The sequence below is a fragment of the Advenella mimigardefordensis DPN7 genome (genome assembly GCF_000521505.1).
GTDB classification, from domain to species: domain Bacteria; phylum Pseudomonadota; class Gammaproteobacteria; order Burkholderiales; family Burkholderiaceae_B; genus Advenella; species Advenella mimigardefordensis.
Genome location: NZ_CP003915.1, coordinates 1,161,737 through 1,182,227, shown reverse-complemented (window position 1 = coordinate 1,182,227; position 20,491 = coordinate 1,161,737). Strand labels below are relative to the sequence as shown.

The 20,491-nt window shown below is 56.6% G+C and carries 23 protein-coding genes and 1 pseudogene; 15 read left to right on the top strand and 9 right to left on the bottom strand.

Translation table 11 applies throughout. The annotated features are described in order from the left end of the window. Positions 1 to 18: 18 nt before the first annotated feature. From aat to MIM_RS05385, 3 genes are read left to right on the top strand one after another with little or no spacing between them, the layout of a single operon-like run. On the top strand, positions 19 to 762 hold the full coding sequence (aat, locus tag MIM_RS05395; protein ID WP_025371746.1) for a leucyl/phenylalanyl-tRNA--protein transferase: 744 nt from the start codon (positions 19 to 21) through the stop codon (positions 760 to 762). A gap of 56 nt (positions 763 to 818) precedes the next feature. Beyond that, positions 819 to 1,571 (top strand): arginyltransferase, encoded by a 753-nt coding sequence (locus tag MIM_RS05390; protein ID WP_025371745.1) that lies wholly within the window; start codon positions 819 to 821, stop codon positions 1,569 to 1,571. Between the two features lie 6 nt (positions 1,572 to 1,577). After that, positions 1,578 to 2,645 (top strand): quinone-dependent dihydroorotate dehydrogenase, encoded by a 1,068-nt coding sequence (locus tag MIM_RS05385; protein WP_025371744.1) that lies wholly within the window; start codon positions 1,578 to 1,580, stop codon positions 2,643 to 2,645. A gap of 101 nt (positions 2,646 to 2,746) precedes the next feature. Here the strand turns inward: MIM_RS05385 and phaP are convergent, their stop codons facing one another. The 4 genes from phaP to MIM_RS05360 form a co-directional block, all read right to left on the bottom strand. Next, entirely contained in the window at positions 2,747 to 3,328 is a 582-nt protein-coding gene (phaP, locus tag MIM_RS05380) for a TIGR01841 family phasin (protein ID WP_025371743.1), read from the bottom strand. A 337-nt stretch (positions 3,329 to 3,665) separates the two neighbouring features. Further along, positions 3,666 to 4,454: an IclR family transcriptional regulator gene (locus MIM_RS05370; protein ID WP_025371741.1), complete on the bottom strand. Its 789-nt coding sequence runs from the start codon at positions 4,452 to 4,454 to the stop codon at positions 3,666 to 3,668. Between the two features lie 124 nt (positions 4,455 to 4,578). After that, positions 4,579 to 5,388 (bottom strand): competence/damage-inducible protein A, encoded by an 810-nt coding sequence (locus MIM_RS05365; RefSeq protein WP_025371740.1) that lies wholly within the window; start codon positions 5,386 to 5,388, stop codon positions 4,579 to 4,581. Between the two features lie 48 nt (positions 5,389 to 5,436). After that, on the bottom strand, positions 5,437 to 6,249 hold the full coding sequence (locus MIM_RS05360; protein ID WP_025371739.1) for an EI24 domain-containing protein: 813 nt from the start codon (positions 6,247 to 6,249) through the stop codon (positions 5,437 to 5,439). An 88-nt stretch (positions 6,250 to 6,337) separates the two neighbouring features. Between MIM_RS05360 and MIM_RS05355 the strand changes: the two genes are divergently transcribed. Beyond that, on the top strand, positions 6,338 to 6,724 hold the full coding sequence (locus tag MIM_RS05355) for a thioredoxin family protein (protein ID WP_025371738.1): 387 nt from the start codon (positions 6,338 to 6,340) through the stop codon (positions 6,722 to 6,724). Positions 6,725 to 6,908: 184 nt separating this feature from the next. Here MIM_RS05355 and MIM_RS05350 read toward each other — a convergent pair whose 3' ends face one another. The 3 genes from MIM_RS05350 to MIM_RS05340 all read right to left on the bottom strand — a co-directional run bounded on the left by MIM_RS05350 (position 6,909) and on the right by MIM_RS05340 (position 9,518). Then, positions 6,909 to 8,330: a DEAD/DEAH box helicase gene (locus MIM_RS05350; RefSeq protein ID WP_025371737.1), complete on the bottom strand. Its 1,422-nt coding sequence runs from the start codon at positions 8,328 to 8,330 to the stop codon at positions 6,909 to 6,911. A 106-nt stretch (positions 8,331 to 8,436) separates the two neighbouring features. After that, positions 8,437 to 8,757: an AzlD domain-containing protein gene (locus MIM_RS05345; protein ID WP_025371736.1), complete on the bottom strand. Its 321-nt coding sequence runs from the start codon at positions 8,755 to 8,757 to the stop codon at positions 8,437 to 8,439. Then, positions 8,754 to 9,518, bottom strand: coding sequence for an AzlC family ABC transporter permease (locus MIM_RS05340; RefSeq protein WP_052342278.1), 765 nt, complete (start codon positions 9,516 to 9,518; stop codon positions 8,754 to 8,756). The genes MIM_RS05345 and MIM_RS05340 overlap by 4 nt, the downstream gene beginning before the upstream one ends. Positions 9,519 to 9,795: 277 nt before the next feature. Here MIM_RS05340 and MIM_RS05335 point away from each other — a divergent pair, with 277 nt between their 5' ends. From MIM_RS05335 to MIM_RS05325, 3 genes are read left to right on the top strand one after another with little or no spacing between them, the layout of a single operon-like run. Continuing rightward, a complete protein-coding gene (locus tag MIM_RS05335) occupies positions 9,796 to 9,993 on the top strand; it encodes a zinc-finger domain-containing protein (protein WP_014751614.1) in 198 nt (65 codons plus the stop codon). Continuing rightward, positions 9,983 to 10,441, top strand: a complete 459-nt coding sequence (locus tag MIM_RS05330; protein WP_025371734.1) for a YybH family protein — start codon at positions 9,983 to 9,985, stop codon at positions 10,439 to 10,441. Before MIM_RS05335 ends, MIM_RS05330 begins: the two co-directional genes overlap by 11 nt. Positions 10,442 to 10,489: 48 nt before the next feature. Then, positions 10,490 to 11,569 carry a YheT family hydrolase gene (locus MIM_RS05325; RefSeq protein ID WP_084458922.1) on the top strand — a complete coding sequence of 360 codons (1,080 nt, stop codon included), beginning with the start codon at positions 10,490 to 10,492 and terminating at the stop codon, positions 11,567 to 11,569. A 26-nt stretch (positions 11,570 to 11,595) separates the two neighbouring features. On the opposite strand, the gene MIM_RS05320 is transcribed toward MIM_RS05325, so the two are convergent. Both MIM_RS05320 and MIM_RS05315 read right to left on the bottom strand, forming a co-directional pair. Beyond that, positions 11,596 to 12,531 carry a cytochrome c oxidase assembly protein gene (locus MIM_RS05320; RefSeq protein WP_025371732.1) on the bottom strand — a complete coding sequence of 312 codons (936 nt, stop codon included), beginning with the start codon at positions 12,529 to 12,531 and terminating at the stop codon, positions 11,596 to 11,598. 54 nt (positions 12,532 to 12,585) lie between these two features. Further along, positions 12,586 to 13,020 carry a hypothetical protein gene (locus tag MIM_RS05315; RefSeq protein ID WP_052342277.1) on the bottom strand — a complete coding sequence of 145 codons (435 nt, stop codon included), beginning with the start codon at positions 13,018 to 13,020 and terminating at the stop codon, positions 12,586 to 12,588. Between the two features lie 121 nt (positions 13,021 to 13,141). Between MIM_RS05315 and MIM_RS05310 the strand changes: the two genes are divergently transcribed. From MIM_RS05310 to MIM_RS05275, 8 genes and pseudogenes are all read left to right on the top strand, one after another. Continuing rightward, entirely contained in the window at positions 13,142 to 14,299 is a 1,158-nt protein-coding gene (locus MIM_RS05310; protein WP_025371730.1) for an FAD-dependent monooxygenase, read from the top strand. A gap of 48 nt (positions 14,300 to 14,347) precedes the next feature. Beyond that, positions 14,348 to 15,361 (top strand): tRNA dihydrouridine synthase DusB, encoded by a 1,014-nt coding sequence (dusB, locus tag MIM_RS05305; protein WP_025371729.1) that lies wholly within the window; start codon positions 14,348 to 14,350, stop codon positions 15,359 to 15,361. A gap of 35 nt (positions 15,362 to 15,396) precedes the next feature. After that, the gene (locus MIM_RS05300) at positions 15,397 to 15,633 is read left to right on the top strand and encodes a helix-turn-helix domain-containing protein (RefSeq protein WP_025371728.1); all 237 of its coding nucleotides are present in this window, start codon (positions 15,397 to 15,399) and stop codon (positions 15,631 to 15,633) included. Between the two features lie 10 nt (positions 15,634 to 15,643). Further along, positions 15,644 to 17,233 carry a bifunctional phosphoribosylaminoimidazolecarboxamide formyltransferase/IMP cyclohydrolase gene (purH, locus tag MIM_RS05295; RefSeq protein ID WP_025371727.1) on the top strand — a complete coding sequence of 530 codons (1,590 nt, stop codon included), beginning with the start codon at positions 15,644 to 15,646 and terminating at the stop codon, positions 17,231 to 17,233. A gap of 57 nt (positions 17,234 to 17,290) precedes the next feature. After that, on the top strand, positions 17,291 to 17,842 hold the full coding sequence (gene ruvC, locus MIM_RS05290; protein WP_025371726.1) for a crossover junction endodeoxyribonuclease RuvC: 552 nt from the start codon (positions 17,291 to 17,293) through the stop codon (positions 17,840 to 17,842). Positions 17,843 to 17,978: 136 nt separating this feature from the next. After that, positions 17,979 to 18,545, top strand: coding sequence for a Holliday junction branch migration protein RuvA (gene ruvA, locus MIM_RS05285; RefSeq protein WP_025371725.1), 567 nt, complete (start codon positions 17,979 to 17,981; stop codon positions 18,543 to 18,545). 253 nt (positions 18,546 to 18,798) lie between these two features. Then, positions 18,799 to 19,780 (top strand): annotated as a pseudogene (locus MIM_RS05280) (TRAP transporter substrate-binding protein). 26 nt (positions 19,781 to 19,806) lie between these two features. Beyond that, entirely contained in the window at positions 19,807 to 20,307 is a 501-nt protein-coding gene (locus MIM_RS05275) for a TRAP transporter small permease (protein WP_042069995.1), read from the top strand. Positions 20,308 to 20,491 lie beyond the last annotated feature (184 nt).

The following is a 20,491-nucleotide window of genomic DNA, read 5'->3' as shown; positions in this document are numbered from 1 at the left end:
GGGTTTTTGGCCACCATGATTACACTGCCCTGTCTTGATAACAATGAGCCCTTTCCTCCAGCCTGCCAGGCATTGAAAGAACCCGATGGCCTGCTGGCATTTGGCGGGAATCTGTCCACCTCCCGCCTGTTGCAAGCCTACCGGCTGGGTATTTTTCCCTGGTATTCGGCCGACCAGCCGGTGCTGTGGTGGTCGCCCTCAGCACGCATGGTTCTGCAATGTGATGAATTTAAAGTGTCGCCCAGCCTGAACAAACTGCTTAAGCGCGTTGCCCGCAATGAACGCGAGCCGGACGCCGCCATCAGCGTGACCACCGACACTTGCTTTGAGACCGTTATGCGCGCCTGCGCTGCGCCGCGCGGTACACAAGGCGGCACCTGGATTACCGAAGAAATGATCGCCGCCTATACGGCCCTGCATCACCAGGGATACGCCCACTCCATTGAAACCTGGCTGGATGGGCAACTGGCCGGTGGCCTATACGGGATCAACATCGGACGTATGTTTTACGGAGAATCCATGTTCTCCAACAGCAGCAACACCTCCAAAATCGCCCTGGCATGGCTGGTGCGATTTCTCAGGGCCAATCAGGTCCCCTGGATCGACTGCCAGCAGGATACGCCCCATCTGGCCAGTATGGGCGCCCGCCCGCTGCCGCGGGCTGCATTTTTGCGCCACGTGTCCGAGGCTGTCGTTCAGCCCGGCCTGTGCTGGCCCGCCGGCCAAATGCTGGGAGATGGTACTATCGTTCCCCCGATGTGAGCAAATACATTTTTAATGTATAGTTGGCTAACATGCCTTACAGTCGGTAGCCTGCCATGAGCGATATCCACGATCCTTCCTTCAACGTCCTGCAGTTTTATCTGACTGCACCCTATTCCTGTAGTTACCTGGACGGGAAAATGGCGCGCTCCCAGGTCGTGGTGCCCGGCCATCTGATTCACCCGCCGGTGTATGCCCAGTTGCTGCGCACCGGCTTTCGGCGCAGTGGCCTGTTCACCTATCGCCCCCGCTGCGACCAGTGCCGTGCCTGTATTTCAGTCAGAATAAATTGTGCGCAGTTCGCACCCACCCGCACCCAGCGCCGCATTCTGAAGCGCCACAGCAATTTACGCGCCACGATCCGCGCCCTGGAATGGGACCAAAGCCACTTTGACCTGTATCGGAAATATCAGGCGTCACGCCACGCCGGTGGCGGCATGGACGACGATAGCGCTGAACAATATGAAGAATTCCTGCTCACCAGCCGGATCGACTCGCAACTGGTTGAGTTTCATGACGAGCAGCAGGTGCTCAGAATGATTTCCATCATCGACGTGAGCGATGACGGGTTATCCTCCGTATACACGTTTTACGATCCCGATTATGCTGGCAGCCTGGGTACGTATGGCATTTTGTGGCAAATCGGTCATTGCAACGAACGAGGTCTGCCATGGTTGTATCTGGGCTATTGGATCGCTCAAAGCCGTAAAATGGCGTACAAAATTAATTTCCGGCCTATCGAGCTTTATATTAACCACCGATGGATCGACAGCGCCGATATTGACCTGTCTGAACTATCCACTTTCTGATCTGCCATGTCACTTGCCTATCGCCTCTATCCGCTGATCCGCCCGGTCCTGTTTTCCATGGACCCTGAACGGGCGCACGAACGTACCCTGGAGGGTTTAAACAGATTGCACCAATGGGGCCTGCTGAAGAAAGTACTGGATGCCAGGCCCAGTGCTCCCTTGCGCCTGCTGGGCCTGAGCCTGCCCAACCCGGTCGGGCTGGCTGCCGGCCTGGATAAAAACGGCGCCTATATTGATGCGCTAAGCCACATGGGTTTCGGTTTCATGGAGGTGGGTACGGTCACGCCCAGGGCGCAGCCAGGCAACCCGAAACCGCGCATGTTTCGGCTGCCGCAAGCCAATGCACTGATCAACCGGCTGGGTTTCAATAACCAGGGACTGGACGCCTTTCTGAGCAATGTAGCCAACAGCGAATGGAAAAAACAAGGCGGTATTCTTGGCCTGAATATCGGGAAAAATGCAGCCACGCCTATCGAACAGGCGGCCGATGACTATCTGCAGGGATTGGCCGGCGTGTATTCTCAGGCCGATTATGTGACGGTCAACATCTCCTCACCCAATACCCAGAACCTGCGCGCACTGCAACAGGCAGACGAACTGACCGGCCTGCTGTCCGCATTGCGCGACAAACGCAAGGAACTGGCCGACAAACATGGCCGGGCCGTGCCTGTTGTGGTAAAAATCGCGCCCGATCTGGATGCCAATCAGGTTGCCACTATCGCCGCATTATTGCCTCAATACGAAATCGATGGCGTCATTGCCACCAATACCACCCTATCGCGCAAAGGCGTTAACGGCTTACCCCATGCCAAGGAAAAAGGCGGCCTGTCGGGCATGCCGGTGCATGAAGCCTCACTCAAAGTAATTCAGGGTCTGCGCCGGGAACTGGCGGCCGACTTTCCCATTATCGGCGTGGGTGGCATTATGGAAGGTGCTCAGGCAGCCGAAAAAGTGCAGGCAGGCGCCAATGCCATTCAGCTCTACACCGGACTGATCTACCGCGGCCCTGTGCTGGTGGACGAATGTGTAAAAGCGATTGCGCAGATAAGCCAGCCTGCGTCTGCCACTACCTGAAGACTGCCGAATATCACACGCGAAAAAAAACAGCCCTGCAAAATGCAAGGGCTGTTTTTTACCCGGGCAGCGCCGCAGCACCCACCCGTTCCTGTTGCCGATTAAGCCTGGCGACGGGCAGTTGAACGGCTGGCTGTTGCCGCTGCTTTAGTGGCTGTCTCAGTTGCCTTGATGGTTGCGTTGGTTGCGGCAGAGATATTAGACTCAGCAACCTCAGCAGCCTGTTTGGCAGCTTTGTTCATTGAATCATAGGCTGTTGAGACAGTTGCCAGTGATGATTTCATCAGCGCAACGGCACTTTCAGAACCTGTAGGTGCGTTTTTGGCCAGTTGGTCGATGGCTTCAGAAACCTGTTGCTGACCTTCAGCAACCTGAGCTTCTGTCAGTTTGATCAGCTCATTGCTAACGCCGGAAACGATGTCATATACGTGTTTGGTATAGGCGATGGCTTTCTCAGAGTTAGGCTGAGCCAGTGAAGACACATAAGCAGCTGCTTCTTGTGGGTCTTTCAGTTCAGCAACTTGCTGAGTTTGTTCTGCAACTTCACCCAGAGTGGCTTTGATGACTTTCAGGTTCAGGTCAACCAGCTTTTCGAAACCGCCAAACAGAGAACCCTGAACAGCAACAGCAGCGTTCAAAGCAGATTTTTGACGATCGATAATATGTTGTGGAATGGCGCTCATGATATATCCTCGGTAGATAGTTCGGTATTAAGTTATGCAGGACCTGGACATTGAGTACGGCAGGCGCCTGCTGAAACAGTTTGCTGCATCGGCGGCAATGTCTTTTTCACTTCCCGGGCTCTATCCAGCCACCCTTTTGTTGTTGCATTGCACAATTCAAATTATACACATCATTTTTAGCCGGTCAAGTATTTTTTGTGCATCGCAACAAAATCTGCTTTTCCCGCCGCAAGAATGCGATAATTTATTGAATATTATATGAAAGTTGTGACTGCGCCGTGACACGCAAAAGAGGCGTCAAGGGCACTCAGACACCTGTAGCCACTTCGCGCCGGGATTACTCGTATCCCAGCGCAGCGGATATTTTTGCTGCAGTGCTTACCAGCATTTCCACCCACTCTTCCTGCAGCCGCTCTGCAGGTGCAGAAATGGACAGCCCGGCCACCAGTTTGCCCGAATCGTCGTAGATGCCGGCGGAAATGCAGCGGACCCCCAGTTCAAGCTCCTCGTTATCCCGGGCGTAGCCATGGCGGCGCACAAAGCTCAGGTCACGCTCAAGGCGATCCAGGTCGGTAAGACTGTTGCGGGTATTGCCTGATAGCCCCGTGCGCGTTGCATAGGCGCGCACGTAGCGTGCGTCTGACGAAGCCAGAAAGAGTTTACCTACCGAGGTGAGATGCAGCGGCGCTCGCCCGCCAATCGCTCGTACTACCTGCATGCCGGAACGCTCGCTCCAGGCGCGGTCGATATAGACAATATCATCGCCCTGCTGGATAGACAGATTCACCGTTTGCCCGGTGAGATGGTGTAGTGTTTGCAGATGATCGTGCGCCACATCGCGCACATTCAGGCGGTCTTTGACCAGTGCGCCCAGCTCCAGAAGCCGGATACCCAATTGATACATGCCATTATTTACGCGCTCAACGTAGCGACCGACCGCCAGATCATTCAGGATGCGGTGGGCAGTTGATGCGTGCAGCGCCGTGAGCGCCGCGATGTCCTTCAGGGAGACCGGATGTGGCTGGTCTGCCAGGACATCCAGGACCTTCATAGTGCGTTCCAGTACCTGGATACTGATACCGGAAACAGCACTCGCTTTATCGGAATCGGACGCCGCCTGCGTCATTAAGAGCCGGTTTGACATGATCGTTGGAGCCAGAATATTGCAGTGCAATATATTTTATATCATATCGTGAAAAATAAAAACCACACATTGTCAGATTTTCTTTTAGATACGACAATCTGGTGGCTTATACGGGTTTATCCGGATGAAAACGACCACCCACACGCAGTATCTCGCCTTTCAGATAGTCGAACGCTGCCGTGGCGGCAGGCTCTTCTCCTTTGACGCCCAGATCAATATATGCGCCCGCACCCTGGCCCATTGTTGGCAGGCTGAATGTGCTGACACCGGCCCAGTTGGTTTCAATATGCTCCAACGCAGGTGTAATACGCGACTCAGGCACACCGTAGGCCAGAATATTATGCGAGACCAGTTGGCGCAGATGCTGATAATCTGCATAGCGATTATCCAGCGTCCATTCCACCATGGGCCAGGCCATTTCCGGAAATCCCGGAACAAAGGTGTGATCTTGGATGAAGAAACCCGGGATGCGGTTATAGGGATTGGGCACAATCTCCGAGCCGACCGGAAACACGCCCATGGCCAGTCGACGCTGGTTCTCGGGCGAGCCAGGATCGTGCGTGCCGCGCCCTTCCTGCGCCAGCTGCGCAAAGCGTTCTGTAATCAGTCTTTCCGCTTCCGGATGCAGGGCCAGCTCTACGCCCAGCGCCTGGGCGACCGCCGTGCGGGTTTTGTCATCGGGCGTGGCACCGATACCGCCACTGGAGAATACAATATCGCCCGAAGCGAAACTGCGTTTGTAGGCCGCAATCAGGGTTTCAAGATCGTCCGGCAAAAATTCAGCGCGCGACAGTTGCATGCCTCGCGCGGTAAGCAGTTCGATGATTCTGGACAGATGTTTGTCCTGACGGCGGCCGGAGAGAATCTCGTCGCCCACAATGATCAAACTGATTTTACGTGCTGCCTTATCGTTCATAATGCTCATCCTGTTATTGGCCCATCTCGGGATGACGCTATTCTAACGCTAAAGACCGGCCTGTGCCGATAATAGCGGCGGGCTGTTCCGACGTTGTTCAGCCAGGGCAGCCAGACCATGGTGCGCATATACCAGGGAAGTAAATACCGGCAATACGATCCATGTGAGGGGAATCAGGTTGAGGATGGCACAAATCGTTCCGATCAGCCAGCCGCCACCGCGCCGGCGAGCGATGACCTGCGCCCGCTCCTGCTCCGTGGCGTGCTCAACCAGCGCATCAAACCGCAGCATATGAGTAAAAGCATATGCCCACCAGAATACATGCAACAACACGGCTACCGGCGGGATGAGCCACAGCGGCAGCGTGATCACCCAGCCTGCGATAAAAACCAGCACGACTTTGATCGAATTGACCATGCTTGACACAAAGACCTGGCGGCCACGGCGATCCAGTTCCGGATAATCGGTGCGCGCAACATGGCCGACCACCATGGGCATGACCAGCACAGCAGCAATCAGCAAGCCTATACTGCTGCCCAGCGTGACCATAATGACAAACACCAGAATATGCACCACATAGACCGTCAGGGAAAACAGCCCGACGCCGGCCATCCAGCTTTCCATATCCGTCATCATCTCCGACTGAGTCACAAACAGATTCAGCCAATCGGCCACCGGTCCCCACAGAAACCGCGCAAAAAACAGCATGGCAATCAGCGCGGCGGCAAATGGCAGCAACAACGCCAGCAACATGCGTGGCTGCAGTTGCGAGACCAGCGCACGCCCGAAAGCGCGCCCGACCCCCTCGTAGGGCGATGGAACGCTTTCTGATTGCTGTCCGAATGGTGTACTATTTTGCATAACTTTCCCTTTTGCGCGATGGCGTACCCGGTTTCAGATCCAGGCGTTTTCCATCAGCCGTTACCCGTTATTCATTTGCAGAATCACTATGTTCATTCAAACCCCCGGCCAGCACATTCCCCAGTTGCTCCAGGCGCTGGACAATCCCGACACATGGCTGATTGCCTGTTACTGCGCCGCCTGGTGCGATACTTGCGGCGATTATCACGAAGCCTTCCAGGGCATGAGTGAACGCTATCCCCAGCATCTGTTCCTGTGGATTGATGTTGAAGACAATCCCGAACTGCTGGATGACCTGGATGTGGAAAACTTCCCCACCCTGCTGATCCAGACCGGGGGGCAAACCCGGTTTTTCGGCACCATGCTACCTTACATCAGCCACCTGGAACGGATGCTGCAGGCCGTGAACGACGACCCAGATACGCTCGCCGACGGGCCCGCCGACCTGCGTACGCTGCTGGCCGCATCGGCCTGAGCGACCATCAGCACTGACCACACCTGAGCTGACACAATTGTGCAAGACCACCGGCGAGCGCGGGGCCCGGCAGGTGCGAGGCCAGCATACGGCACACTTGATGCCGCGCAGCCACAACCTTGATTTAAACAGGAATATGGGAAGAGTGAGCCGCAGTTTCAAGTATTTGAACGCGGCTGAAACATCAGTTTTCGCGGTGGGGACGGCCGCCCAGCAAAACGGCCAGCATGGGTTTGGGCCCATGACTTTCATGACGCCGGGTGGCCGATGAAGTATCGGTTTCGGCCTTTTGCTTGCTCGGCTCGTACGGACGAAAGAAAAAATCATCGATAGGCGCAGCCCGCGAAGCAGGGAATGTTTTCTTGAAGCGCTCCGGTTTGCCCCCAGCGTTGCGCACCGGGTGATGTCCGCGCGCCAGAAAAACACTGGGGATGGAGAGCACGCCTCTGGGCACCGGTGTTTTAATCAGCTTTTCAATATCTTCCAGCAGCCGTTCATCGGATTGCGTGTAAAAGGCGATGGCTTCGCCTTTTGCGCCAGCCCTGCCGGTACGACCAATACGATGAACATAGTCTTCGGCATTAAAGGGCAGATCCATATTGATCACGCAAGGCAGGCCAGCTACGTCCAACCCCCTGGCCGCGACATCGGTTGCCACCAATACCGAAATTTCGCCGGATTTGAAGCCCTCAAGCGCTTTGATACGCTCGGCCTGAGAACGATCGCCGTGGATAGATTCAGCATTAATGCCTTCACTAACCAGTTCGCGGGCAACGCGGCTGGCGCCGATTTTGGTGTTGACAAAAACAATAACCTGACTCAGGTTGCGTGATTTAAGCGTGTACAGTACGGCGGCTTTCTTTTCGTTTGGCGCAACCGGATAGGCAATCTGTGTGACCGTTTCGGCCGTGGCATTACGCGGCGCCACATTGATTTCCACCGGGTTGTTCAGGAAACTGCGCGCCAGCTTGCGAATTTCATTACTGAAGGTCGCTGAGAACAGCAGGCTTTGACGCGGTTTAGGCAGCAATCGGACAATGCGCTCCAGATCGGGCATAAAGCCCATATCCAGCATGCGGTCGGCTTCATCGAGCACCAGCACGCTCACCTGGCTCAGGCTGACGTTCTTTTGTTCAATGTGATCCAGCAGCCGTCCCGGGGTGGCGATAAGCAGCTCGCAGCCCTTGCGCAACTGGTCGCGCTGGGCATTCATATCTACTCCACCAAAAACAACAGCCACGCGCAAGGGTGAGCTGTGGCTGTAGCGTTTGACGCTTTCGGCAACCTGATCGGCCAGTTCCCGTGTTGGCGCCAGAATCAGAGCCCGTACCGGATGGCGGGCTGGCGACATGCTGCTGTTGGCCGTTGGCATAAGCCGGTGCAGCAGCGGCAGCGTAAACGCGGCGGTTTTGCCGGTGCCGGTCTGAGCCGCGCCCATGATGTCGCGCCCGTCCATAATCAGCGGCATGGCCTGTGCCTGGATGGGCGTGGGCTTGGTATAGCCACTGGCCATCACCGCCTTTAGCAGGTCGGGGTGCAGGCCGACCTCGGTAAAGGATTCGAAGCTGGTGGTTTTGCCGGAGGCAGTGGTATTGGCGTCGGTCATTAAGTGTAAGTAAAGGAACTGAAACTTGCGGCAAGCCGCGAAAACGACATTTTACTCTACTCATGTACCCATCTATGCCCATTGGGGCGTAAATAGGGAGAAAGCCTTAGAAAATCCAGCGTAAAAGCCACAAGACGGCCATGCCGACCGCAATCATGAAAAGAATATTGCGTACCCGCAAAAACGCCAGGGCGGCCACCACCGCAGCAAAAAATTCGGCTCCCAACTGCGGCCACTCCCCCATCGTCCAGGGCAGCAGACTGGGCACGACAATGGCCGTGAGGGCAGCAACCGGCGCGTAGCGCAGGCCCCGGCTGACGGTCTTGCTCAGGGGAAAATACTGGCCCAGCATGAGATAGCCTGCGCGGGTCAGCAGGCTACCGATGCCCATGAGCACAATGATAATCGCAATATAGGTATCGCTCATGCCCGCACTCCCTTCGTCATGGCTTTTTCAGACAGAATCCCGGCAACAATTCCGGCCACAATGGCGATAAACAGGCCCATGCGCAGCGGTAGCGGCTGGCCGATCCAGGCTACCGCACCGGCCACCACCACCGTCACCAGCATGGGCCGGCCCTTGATTAGCGGAATAACGACAGCCATCAGCGTGAGCACGCCGGCAAACTCCAGCGACCACTCGCGCGGCACGCGATCGCCGATCAGCACCCCCGCCAGCGTGCTTAACTGCCATGCGGCCGCGATTGCCGTGCCCATGGACAGATAAGTCCAGACATACACCGTGCGGCGTTTCTGGCGAACATGACGGAACAGACTGACAAACACCACGTAATTGATATCGGTCAGCAAATATCCGAGTACCAGCCGCTTGAAATGCGAGTATCGCTCGAAAAACGGATAAAGCGTGGCACCAAATATGACAAACCGGATATTTACGATCAGGCCGGCCAGAAACACCATCCATACCGGAGCACCCGCCGCCATTAATGGCAAGGCCGTGAGCTGAGCCGACCCGGCATACACCCACACCGACATGATCATGGACTGCCAGAAGGACAAACCGTAATTGACCATGGCAACACCAGACACAAATCCCCATGCAGACAAGGCCAGCAGGTGGGGCGCCACCGCCCGCATTCCGAGCTGGATGGCCTGTTGACGCGCCAGCCGGTGCGCATCGCCGGCGGCAGGCAAAACCCGCGCTAAAAGAATAAACGGGGAAAACAAAATAGTTCCTTGTGCTGTACAATACGCTGAGCAATAGCGTATGAACGAATGCCTTATAACGGCGTAGACCATGAAGATATGCTGGGAATTCTAGCAAAAGCAGCGTACTCATCCTCATTGCGCCTGCAATAAGGCAGAAATATAATACGTCAGCACCAGTCGGCCAGAGTAAAGTGACGCTGTGCGGCAACACTCAGGCTGTTTTCGACCAAATACAGGCGCGCGCTGTCTACACGGCGCGCATACCCTATCTTTCCGCTTTTTTAGGAAGTAACTGATGTCAGCACAAGTACAAACGGCACCCATCGAGGTGTCTGCAAGCGATCTGCCGGTTTATTGCCCTGGTCCGAATGCACCCACCTGGAGCCTGCATCCACGTGTTTTTCTGGACGTAAGCAAAACCGGTTCGGCAGCCTGCCCTTATTGTGGCACCGTATACCGCCTGAAAGAAGGCGAGAAAGTGCATGGGCACTAAAAGCACCGCTGCGCCCAAGCGCGCGGTTTTCGCCAGCCCCGAGGAGGTCGAACAGGCCTTCTACGAAGCGCTGCGCCTGGGGGACCTCATGCGTGTCATGAACACCTGGGCAGATGATGAAGAGACCGTTTGTATTCATCCGGGCGGCGAACGCCTGACAGGGACCAGCGCCATCCAGGCCTCATGGCAGGAAATGCTCAACAGCGGTCCGATCCATATTCATGCCCATCATCCCGTGGTCATCACCTACGGCATGACGGTCATCCATATCGTGATCGAAGAAGTCCAGGCCAATACCCCGCGAGGCAATCGGGAGCTCCTGTTTTATGCAACCAATGTGTATCACAAGGGCCGCACCGGCTGGCATCTGGTTCATCATCACTCTGCCCCCGCGCCATCCGATGTCCTGCTATCGGAAATGCACGATATTCCCAATCTGCTGCATTAACCCGCCAACAACATCACGCTGCAGGTCGCAACTGCGGTCGCCAGGAGCATGGCTCACGCGCCTTCTGCGATCGGCCCATGCTTAACGGCCCGCTACTTTATCTGTCCTGTTCAACCGAATCGCCAAACCGCTGTGACTGCCCGACTCAATCTTGACCCCTGCCCTTCGCCACACTGGCAATGGGAAGGCCATATCCAGACCATTGCCGCCATGAAGTGGGGACGCCGTCCCCAACAGCCATTCGTCCGCCAGCGACTGGACACACCCGATGGCGACTTTCTGGATATCGACTGGGCCGGGCCGCAAGCGTATACGCATGCGGCATTCAACGGTCAGGCGCTGGTTATTTTTCACGGACTGGAAGGCAGCAGCCAGAGTCATTACGCCCAGGCCATCGGCGCGCACTTTGTTGAGCGCGGCTGGATGGTCGCCGTAGCGCATTTTCGCGGCTGCTCGGGCGAACCCAATCGGCTGGCCCGCTCTTATTTTTCCGGCGACTCACAGGACATAGACTTCATTCTGAATCAGATGCGCCGCCAGTTACCGCAGGCGCAATGGCATGCAACGGGCATTTCCCTGGGCGGCAATGCCCTGCTCAAATACACTGGGGAACAAGGTCAACAGCTGGACTGGCTTGCGGCAGTGGCAGGCATTTCCGTACCGGTGGATCTGGTTGCAACTGGCATGCGGCTGCAAACCAGCCTGATGGGCCGTTACGTTTACACCCCCCATTTTCTGGCATCCATGCGCGGCAAAATGCAGCAAAAGGCCAGTGCCTTTCCGCATGACGCCAACTGGAACAAAGCCCTGCAGGCACGCACACTGCTTGAGTTTGACGATGCCTATACCGGTCCGGTGCACGGCTATCGCAGCGCATTCGATTACTGGTCGCGCTGTTCAAGCCAGTACCACCTGCACGCCATTCGGGTACCCACGCTGCTATTGATTGCACGTAATGATCCGTTTATTCCCCAAGCCGGCCTGCCTGCCCCGAACCAGGGCAGCAAACACCTGCTGCTGCACTACCCCTGCAGCGGGGGCCATGCCGGCTTTGCCAGCGGCTCCGGACGCGGCGAACTTACCTGGTTGCCGCAGCGGCTCGAACGGTTTTTCACACAACACCAGTAAACCCCTCGCTGCCGCTGCAACCACCGCTAAACGGCCTTCAACTGTTGCTGCGCCAGGCGCATTTCACGCATCTGCCTGCTGGTTTTCTGCCGCCCTTTGGCCGACAGGCGCATCATGGTGCTCAGGGCAAACAGCAGGCCGAACGTTTCAACCATCGCCGCAGGAATCCACATGGTCAGCCCGCCAATGCTCTGGTCGGTGACCGCAGACATAGGCAAAGCGCGCCCGCAAAGATCAAAGAGCGGATAAATATCGGTAGAGGTAAAGGTTATGACGGCCCCCACGATCATTTGCGGCAACATGGTGATGATAGGCGACAGAATCCGTGCTCCCGGAGAAAGCACCGCCGGGGTGCCCGAAGCAATGGTCCATTGCAAGAAACGACCGAGGCGTGTCCGCGCCGTGAGCACCGGCGCGATATAGGGACGGCGGTCCAGAATGAGGTTCCAGTACATGAACCCGCTGACCACCACCGACCAGTTCATGAAGAGGTACAGGCGCCAGTCGAGCATGGAGTAGAACTGGATGGTCGGCAATAGCCAGAACAGCACCAGAAAAACAAACAGGAACGGAACCAGGATTTTGTTGGTGAGTACACCGGTGATGAATCGGCCGGAAAAACTGCGACGATAGTCGCGCAGCCACACGCGCGCGCGCAGCGGCAGGCCGGCGCGCATGATCTGTCCGGGATAGGCACCCATAATAAGCAAAGGCCCCAGATGGTGCAGCACCAGGTGCTGAATGCGGTGGACGAAGAACATGCGTTCGGCATAGTAGTCAACGTGAGTGTGCAGCGACAGATAAAGCACCACGAAGCCCGACCAGAACAGCAGTTGTCGCGCCAGCGTGACCCGATGCACCCGCGTACCACGCACGAACAGCCAGCCAGCAAGAAGAAACAGGGCAATCAGCGTAGGAGAAAACTCCCAGGGGGCAAGCCATTGCATCAAGTCCAGATCCATCGAATAAAACCTCTTGAAGATATCAGCGCCGTATCACAAACGGCATCCTGCTCCCTAGCAGGCCATGTCCAGGCAGGTCACATGTGCGACAACCATAGACAAGGTAAACATGCAGACCATGCCGGCAATCAGCAGATTGAGTAGCGCCATTAACCCGGGGGGCACACCCGAAGGCTTGCGCCGCAACTGATTGACGTTATAAAGTGCATCAAATTTTGCATCGGCGATCAGACAGTAAACGGCCGACTCAATAAACCCTGCCCACAGCGGAATGAACAGGAAGAAAAACGGCATAGAATCCCACCACACCGGCTGGGTAAACGACCATGCCAGCATAGCCAGGCTAAACAGCGTAATGACGGGTGCAATCGGTCGCTTCAAATACCAACCCTGCAGACCCAGCACACCAAAAAAACAGGCCAGAAACCCGGCAACGGTTTTGTAACGAAAATGGTTTGCAGGCCTGGCCCGCCACAACTGATTCAACATTTCTGATTCAACATTTGAACTATGTCAGGCACCGTGCCAGCTTTGAAGGCTATATTGTACGACAGGCGGGCACACAGGTGCGCGCACGGGATTTTTTCAGGCAAAAGGGTAAAATAGCGGCATGGAAAAAGTTGATTTCGATATTGCCATCATTGGCGCCGGCCCGGTAGGTCTGGCGCTCGCGTGTGCGCTGGATGCGTTCCCCGGCCCCAGGCCCACGGTCGCCCTGTTCCAGGCCGACAACCCGGCCATGCATAACCCGGCCCGGGACACCCGCGTGCTAGCGCTTAATCACGGCAGCCGGGTATTTCTGGAACAATTGCAGGGCTGGCCCAATGAACACGCAGCCATTGAAACCGTGCACGTCTCGCAAAAAGGCCGACTGGGACGAACGCTTATTTCCCACAGCGATTTTAATGTTGCGGCACTGGGCTATGTGGTCCCCTATCGAGCAGTACACGCCAGCCTGCAGCACAATGTAAGTGGCGGACACACGCTGCGCCATGCCGGGGCACCCGCCACCGTCGCCGGCGAACCCGGCAGCACCGCTGCCACCATTACCCAGAACGGTCACACCTATCGTGCGCGCATTGTTGTGCAGTGTGATGGTGCCAAGCCGGACACACAATTGCGCGACTATAACCAGCATGCGGTTATCACATCAGCCCGCGCCGCCCTGCCCCGGTCAGGCTGGGCCTGGGAACGCTTTACCCGCGAAGGGCCATTGGCGGTTCTGCCCCATCCGGTTTTTGCCGATGCCCAGTCTATTGTTTGGTGTACCAGCCCGACACGTGCCCGCCAATTGCTGGCTGCAGACGACGCCCGCTTTTCCGCAGAACTTACCGCGCATTTCGGCGACCGCCTGGGGCCCTTTACCGTGCTGGAGCAGCGTCATATTTTTCCGCTTGCACTCAACGTGAGCAAAAACACGGTTAACGGCCGCATCGTGACCATAGGCAACGCCGCTCAAACATTACATCCGGTAGCGGGTCAGGGCCTGAACCTCGGGCTGCGCGATGTCGCCGGGCTGGTGCACGCACTGCAACCCTGGCTCACCGACCCGGAGCAGGATCCGGCCCCCGCCCTGTCCGCCTTCGCCGAATCGCGTCGCGCCGATCGTGGCATCACCCGCCGACTGACCGATCTCATGCCGCGTATTTTCACCAGCGGCAACCCGCTGATCGAACACGCCTGCGGCCTGTCTTTGATGGCGCTGGATCTGACCGAACCGCTGCGGCGACCGCTGGCCCGCCATCTGCTGCAGGGATATCGTCACTAGCACAGCCGCCATCGCAGCTGTACTGTCGAACCTTGGTTAAAATGTCTTATGCAAATCGGTAACTGGTCCCTTCCCAATCCTGTCTTCGTTGCGCCCATGGCGGGCGTCACCGACAGACCCTTTCGCCAGCTGTGCAAACAGCTGGGGGCAGGCTATGCGGTGTCGGAAATGGCGGCCAGCAATCCGGCCTTGTGGGAAAGCGTCAAAACATCCAGAAGACTGAACCATGACGGCGAAATTGACCCCATCGCGGTACAAATTGCCGGCGCCGATCCGGCCATGCTGGCCGAGGCTGCCGTATTCAATATTGGCAAGGGTGCGCGCATTATCGACATCAATATGGGATGCCCTGTCAAGAAAGTATGTCATGTCGCTTCGGGTTCAGCGCTGCTGCGCGACGAAGATCTGGTGGCACGCATTCTGGAAACAGTGGTGGCTGCCTGCAGGCCTTTTGACGTCCCCGTCACGCTCAAAACCCGCACGGGCTGGGACCGCGAAAACCGCAATGCCCTGCGCATCGCCCGGCTGGCGGAAAATGCAGGCATCGCCGCACTGACCCTGCACGGCCGCACGCGCTGTGATCTGTACACCGGTCATGCCGAATACGATACCATCGCCAGCGTCAAGGCTGCCATCAATATACCGGTGATCGCCAATGGCGATATCACGGATCCGGTCAAGGCAAAATATGTGCTGGATTATACCGGTGCCGACGCCATCATGGTGGGCCGCGCAGCTCAGGGCAATCCGTGGATCTTCGCTGAAATCAATCACTATCTGCAGACCGGCACGTTCCTGCCGCCGCCTTCATGGGGACATATGCGCGATGTGCTGCTCGCACACCTTGACCATCACTATGCGTTTTATGGTGAATACACCGGCGTGCGCACTGCCCGCAAGCATATCGGCTGGTATATCGGCAGCCTTCCGGAAGCAGAATTGTTTCGGCAACAAATGAATCGCCTCGAAAGCTGTCAGGCGCAGTACAATGCAGTCAATCAGTGGTTCACCAAGCTGATCAACGAATCGGCACCGCGGGTTCCACAAGCAGCAGTCCATTAAGTCAGAACAACAAGAATTTCCCCCACACCGCCATTATGAACAATACACAAGATCTTCAGGAATGTGTACGCACAAACCTTGAACTTTATTTTAAAGAACTGGGCGACGGCGAAGCCGGCAACCTTTGGAACATGGTCACAAGTTGCGTAGAGAAGCCGCTGCTTGAAGTGGTCATGCTCAAGGCCGGACACAACCAGTCGCGCGCGGCAGACATGCTGGGTATTACCCGCAACACGCTGCGCAAAAAACTGCTTTCTCATCATTTACTGTAATTATTCTCTCATGACTATCAAGACCGCTTTGCTTTCCGTATCGGATAAAACCGGTATCGTGGATTTTGCCCGCGCGCTGCACAGCCGGGGCGTTAAACTTCTGTCAACCGGCGGCACCGCTGCGCTGCTGAAAAAAGAAGGGCTGGATGTAACCGAGGTTGCGGAACATACCCAATCGCCCGAGATTCTGGATGGGCGGGTCAAGACCCTGCACCCGCGCATTCACGGCGGGCTGCTGGCGCGACGCGACAGTCAGGCGCATCTGGACACGCTGCAAACACACAACATTGATCCGATCGATCTGCTGGTGGTCAACCTGTACCCTTTCCGCGAAACCATCGCCAAGGCCGGCTGCACCTTTGCCGATGCCGTTGAAAATATCGATATCGGCGGCCCCGCCATGCTGCGCGCAGCCGCCAAAAACCACGGCACGCGCGAAGGCGGCGTCACCGTTGTGATTGACCCGTCTGATTACGCAGCGGTGTTACGCGAACTTGACGAACAGGGCAGCACCTCATATGGCTTGCGCCTGTCACTGGCCAAAAAAGTGTATGCCCATACGGCAGCCTATGACGGCGCCATTGCCAATTATCTGAGTGCCATTACTGATGCTGAACCGGAACAGGAAAACGAGCCGGCCCGCCAAAGCTGGCCGGAAAGTCTGACCATTCAATTGCGTCAGCATCAGGCGCTACGTTATGGCGAGAACCCGCATCAATCCGCTGCTTTCTATCTGGACGCCAGCGTACCTGCCGGCGTATTGGGCAACTATGTCCAATTGCAGGGCAAGGAACTGTCCTATAACAATATTGCCGATGCCGATGCCGCCTGGGAATGCGTGCGCACGTTCGCTGCGCCCGCCTGCGTCATCGTCAAGCACGCCAACCCCTGCGGCGTTGCCGTCGCCGACGATGCGGCCGGCTCCTATCGCAAGGCATTCAAAACCGATCCGACATCCGCCTTTGGCGGCATCATTGCCTTCAACCGTATTGTTGATGAAGCGACGGCACAGGCAGTAAGTGAACAGTTCGTCGAGGTCCTGCTCGCCCCCGAGTACACGCCCGATGCCCTGGTATTGCTGGCCGGCAAAAAAAATGTTCGCGTTCTGACCGTTGCCCTGGGTGAAGGCCAGAATCCCTTTGATGTCAAACGTGTTGGCGGCGGCTGGCTGGTACAGAACCCCGATCACAAACCGCTGGCAGCAAGCGACTGCAAAGTGGTCACGCGCAAGCAACCCACTGCGCAGCAGATGGATGATCTGCTATTTGCCTGGAATGTGGCCCAGTTCGTCAAATCCAATGCTATTGTGTTCTGCCGTGAAGGCATGACGTATGGCGTTGGTGCCGGCCAGATGAGCCGGATCGATTCTGCCCGCATCGCCTCCATCAAGGCTGAAAACGCCGGCCTGTCATTGCAGAATACTGCAGCCGCGTCCGATGCCTTCTTCCCGTTCCGCGATGGGCTGGATGTGATCGTTCAGGCAGGCGCCGATTGCGTCATTCAACCCGGCGGCAGCATGCGCGATGATGAAGTGATCGCCGCCGCCGACGAACACGGCATTGCCATGGTACTCACAGGCACCCGGCACTTCCGTCATTAATTGCAGTTGTGATAGCACCCCGGCCCGCGCCGGGGCAACCCCAGGGAGACATTGATGTTGCGGATTCTTGGTATTGACCCTGGCCTGCGCCGCACCGGTTTTGGCGTGATCGACGCCGCCGGCATGCGCATCTCCTACGTGGGCAGCGGCACCATTGTGGTCCCTTCAGATATTCCCCTGCACGAACGCCTTAAAGTGATCCTCGATAGTATCCGCGAGGTGGTCGATACCTATTCGCCGACGGTATCGGCACTGGAAAAAGTCTTCGTCAATACCAATCCGGCTTCAACGCTGCTGCTGGGCCAGGCCCGTGGCGCAGCCATGTGCGCGCTGGCGGATCGCCATCTGGATGTCACCGAATACACCGCGCTGCAAATTAAAAAAGCCGTGGTCGGCAACGGCCATGCACAAAAAGAACAAGTGCAGCATATGGTGCAACGCCTGCTGACACTCAATAGCCTGCCTGCGCCGGACTCTGCCGACGCACTGGCTTGCGCCATCTGCCATGCGCATGCTGCACCCCTGGCCACTCGTTTAAGCGGCCAGGATCTATTGCTGGGCACCCGACGAGGCCGCAGCCGCCTGCGCGCCGGCAGACTGATTGACTGATGAAGACAATAACGGCGCTGCTGCCATACCTGGCGTGCGACCCGGTTATTCAAGCATAAGGTGATAAGCTTGTGTACCATAGCGCTTTGATTTTTTTCTGATGATCCCTGCATGAACAGGGTTTGTGGAGTTCCTGATGATCGGACGACTAACCGGCCTGCTGATTGAAAAACAACCGCCAGGCCTGTGCCTGGATGTCAACGGTGTGGGCTACGATATCGATGTACCCATGAGTACTTTTTATGACTTGCCCGAGGCAGGGGCCAAAGTCACGCTATACACCCATCTGGCCATCCGCGAAGACGCACATGTTCTTTACGGGTTTCTGCGACAGGACGAACGCGCCACCTTTCGCGCGCTGATCAAAGTTACCGGCATTGGTGCGCGTACCGCGCTGGCAATCCTCTCGGGCATGAGCAGTGCTGACCTATCAGCAGCAATCGCGCAGCAGGACACCGCCCTGCTCACGCGGATACCCGGCATCGGCAAGAAAACGGCGGAACGCCTGCTGCTGGAACTGCGCGGCAAACTGGATGCCATTGCGCCGGCCACGCCCGCGGCCACAGGCCAGAACGATGTGCTCAACGCGCTGCTGGCGCTGGGCTATTCTGATCGCGAAGCACGGGCCACCGTCAAAACGTTGCCGGCCGATCTGGGCGTATCCGAGGGCATCCGCGCTGCACTCAAAGTCCTCTCCAGCTAACTACTTCCCTGAATATTGCCCTGATACACCACTATATCGGGCGTTATAAGACTTTATAAGGCGTGCCGGCAAAAACAACCGCAATACCATCTGGCACGCTCCTTTTACCATCACAAGTAACGGCACAACACCCCGCTTTTCCTAGGGTTTGCACTAGTCGTAATAAAATTGCGCTGTGCGCCACACATATTGCCGTAAAGTTACCCGATAATTTTATTTCGAACAATAACGCCCACTTTGGGGAGGCAATAAGATGCGCGCTCACTGGATCAAGAAAGCGCTGGCGGCGAGCCTGCTGTCAGCGATTGTCATGGCGCCTGCCATGGCAGAACAAACACTGAAACTGGCTTATGCTCTTTCCAAGACGTCGCACTATGGCGTTGCCGCAGATGCCTTTGAAGAAACGCTGGGTAAAAGCACCAACGGAGAATTCAAGGTACAGCAATTTCCCAACAGTGCACTGGGCGGAGAACGCGAAGTGATCGAAGGGCTGCAATTGGGTACCATCGACGCAGCGGTTGTCTCTACCGGCGCAACCCTGAATTTCGTTCCTGAAACCGGCGTGATTGACATTCCCTTTCTGTTCCGTGACCTGGAGCATGCCCGCAAGGTACTGGACGGCCCGATTGGTCAGAAGCTGCTGGCTGATTTCCCGGCCAAAGGCCTGATTGCGCTTGCCTGGGGTGAACAGGGATTCCGCCACCTGACCAACAACGTGCGCGAAGTCACCACACCTGCCGACCTTAAAGGTTTGAAGATCCGCACAACGGAAAACCCGATACATATCACTGCCTTCCGCAAGATCGGCATGCTGCCCACACCAATGGCCTGGCCTGAAGTGGCCACCGCCCTGCAACAAGGCACAATCGATGGCCAGGAAAACCCGATTTCCGTAATCGTATCGGCCAAGTTGTCGCAAATGCAGAAGTACCTATCGCTGACCGCACACGTCTACGGTCCCGCACTCATCCTGGTCTCGCCATCTGTGTATGAAAGCCTGTCCGATGAAGATAAGGCTAAATTCAAAGAGGCTGGCCTGGCTGCGGCCAAAGCCATGCGTAAATATGTTGACGAAGTCGAAACCAGCGGCGTTGCCACACTGAAAAAAGAAGGCATGCAGGTGCAGGAAAAGGTTGATCACGATGCCTTTGTCAAAGCGGTGGAACCGGTGTACCCCGAGTTCTATAAAAAAATTCGGCAAGGAACTGGTCGAATCCATCCGCAATACCAAGTGAAGCACCGCCTTTACACGGAGGCCTGAATGAATGCCTTGACCCGCTTGCTGGACAGCACCCTGTTTCGTCTGATCTCCTTCATTGCGCAACTGTTTCTGGTGTCCGCGGTGTGTGCCTCGTTTTACCAGGTAATCGCACGCTTTATCCTGCAGGAGCCATCAGACTGGAGTGAAGGCTGGACCCGCACCGCCATGATCTGGCTGGTTCTGCTGGGTGTGGTGCTGGCGTGCAGGCAAGGTGCCATGCTCAAAGTGGAAATGCTCCATTCGCTGCTCAAAGATCCCTGGCAACGCCGCCTAGAGCATCTGGTCATGCTGATCATGGCAGGTTTTTTCGGCATGATGACGTGGATTGGCGTGCTCATGACCTACCGGGTACGCTTCCAGACCATTCCCAGCCTGGGCATCTCCATCTCCTGGATTTATGCCGCTATTCCCGTGGGGATGGCGCTGGCCTTGCTGGCAGTCATTATGCAATGGGCCAATGCCAGAAAGGAATCTCAGGAAGAAGACCTGACCCTGCTATGACATCAGTGCCCGGCGCCGTCAGCAGCCGGCCGTCATGGCCTGTCCGCAGGCACGGACTGCCTGGCGCTATCGCGGAGCCGGATCCGAAAGCACGATCGCATCGAGATCCTGTACAACAGCTGTAGTGGCAAGCCGTCACCGGCATATTGCTCGACCCCTATTTTGCTCGACCCCTATTTTGTTC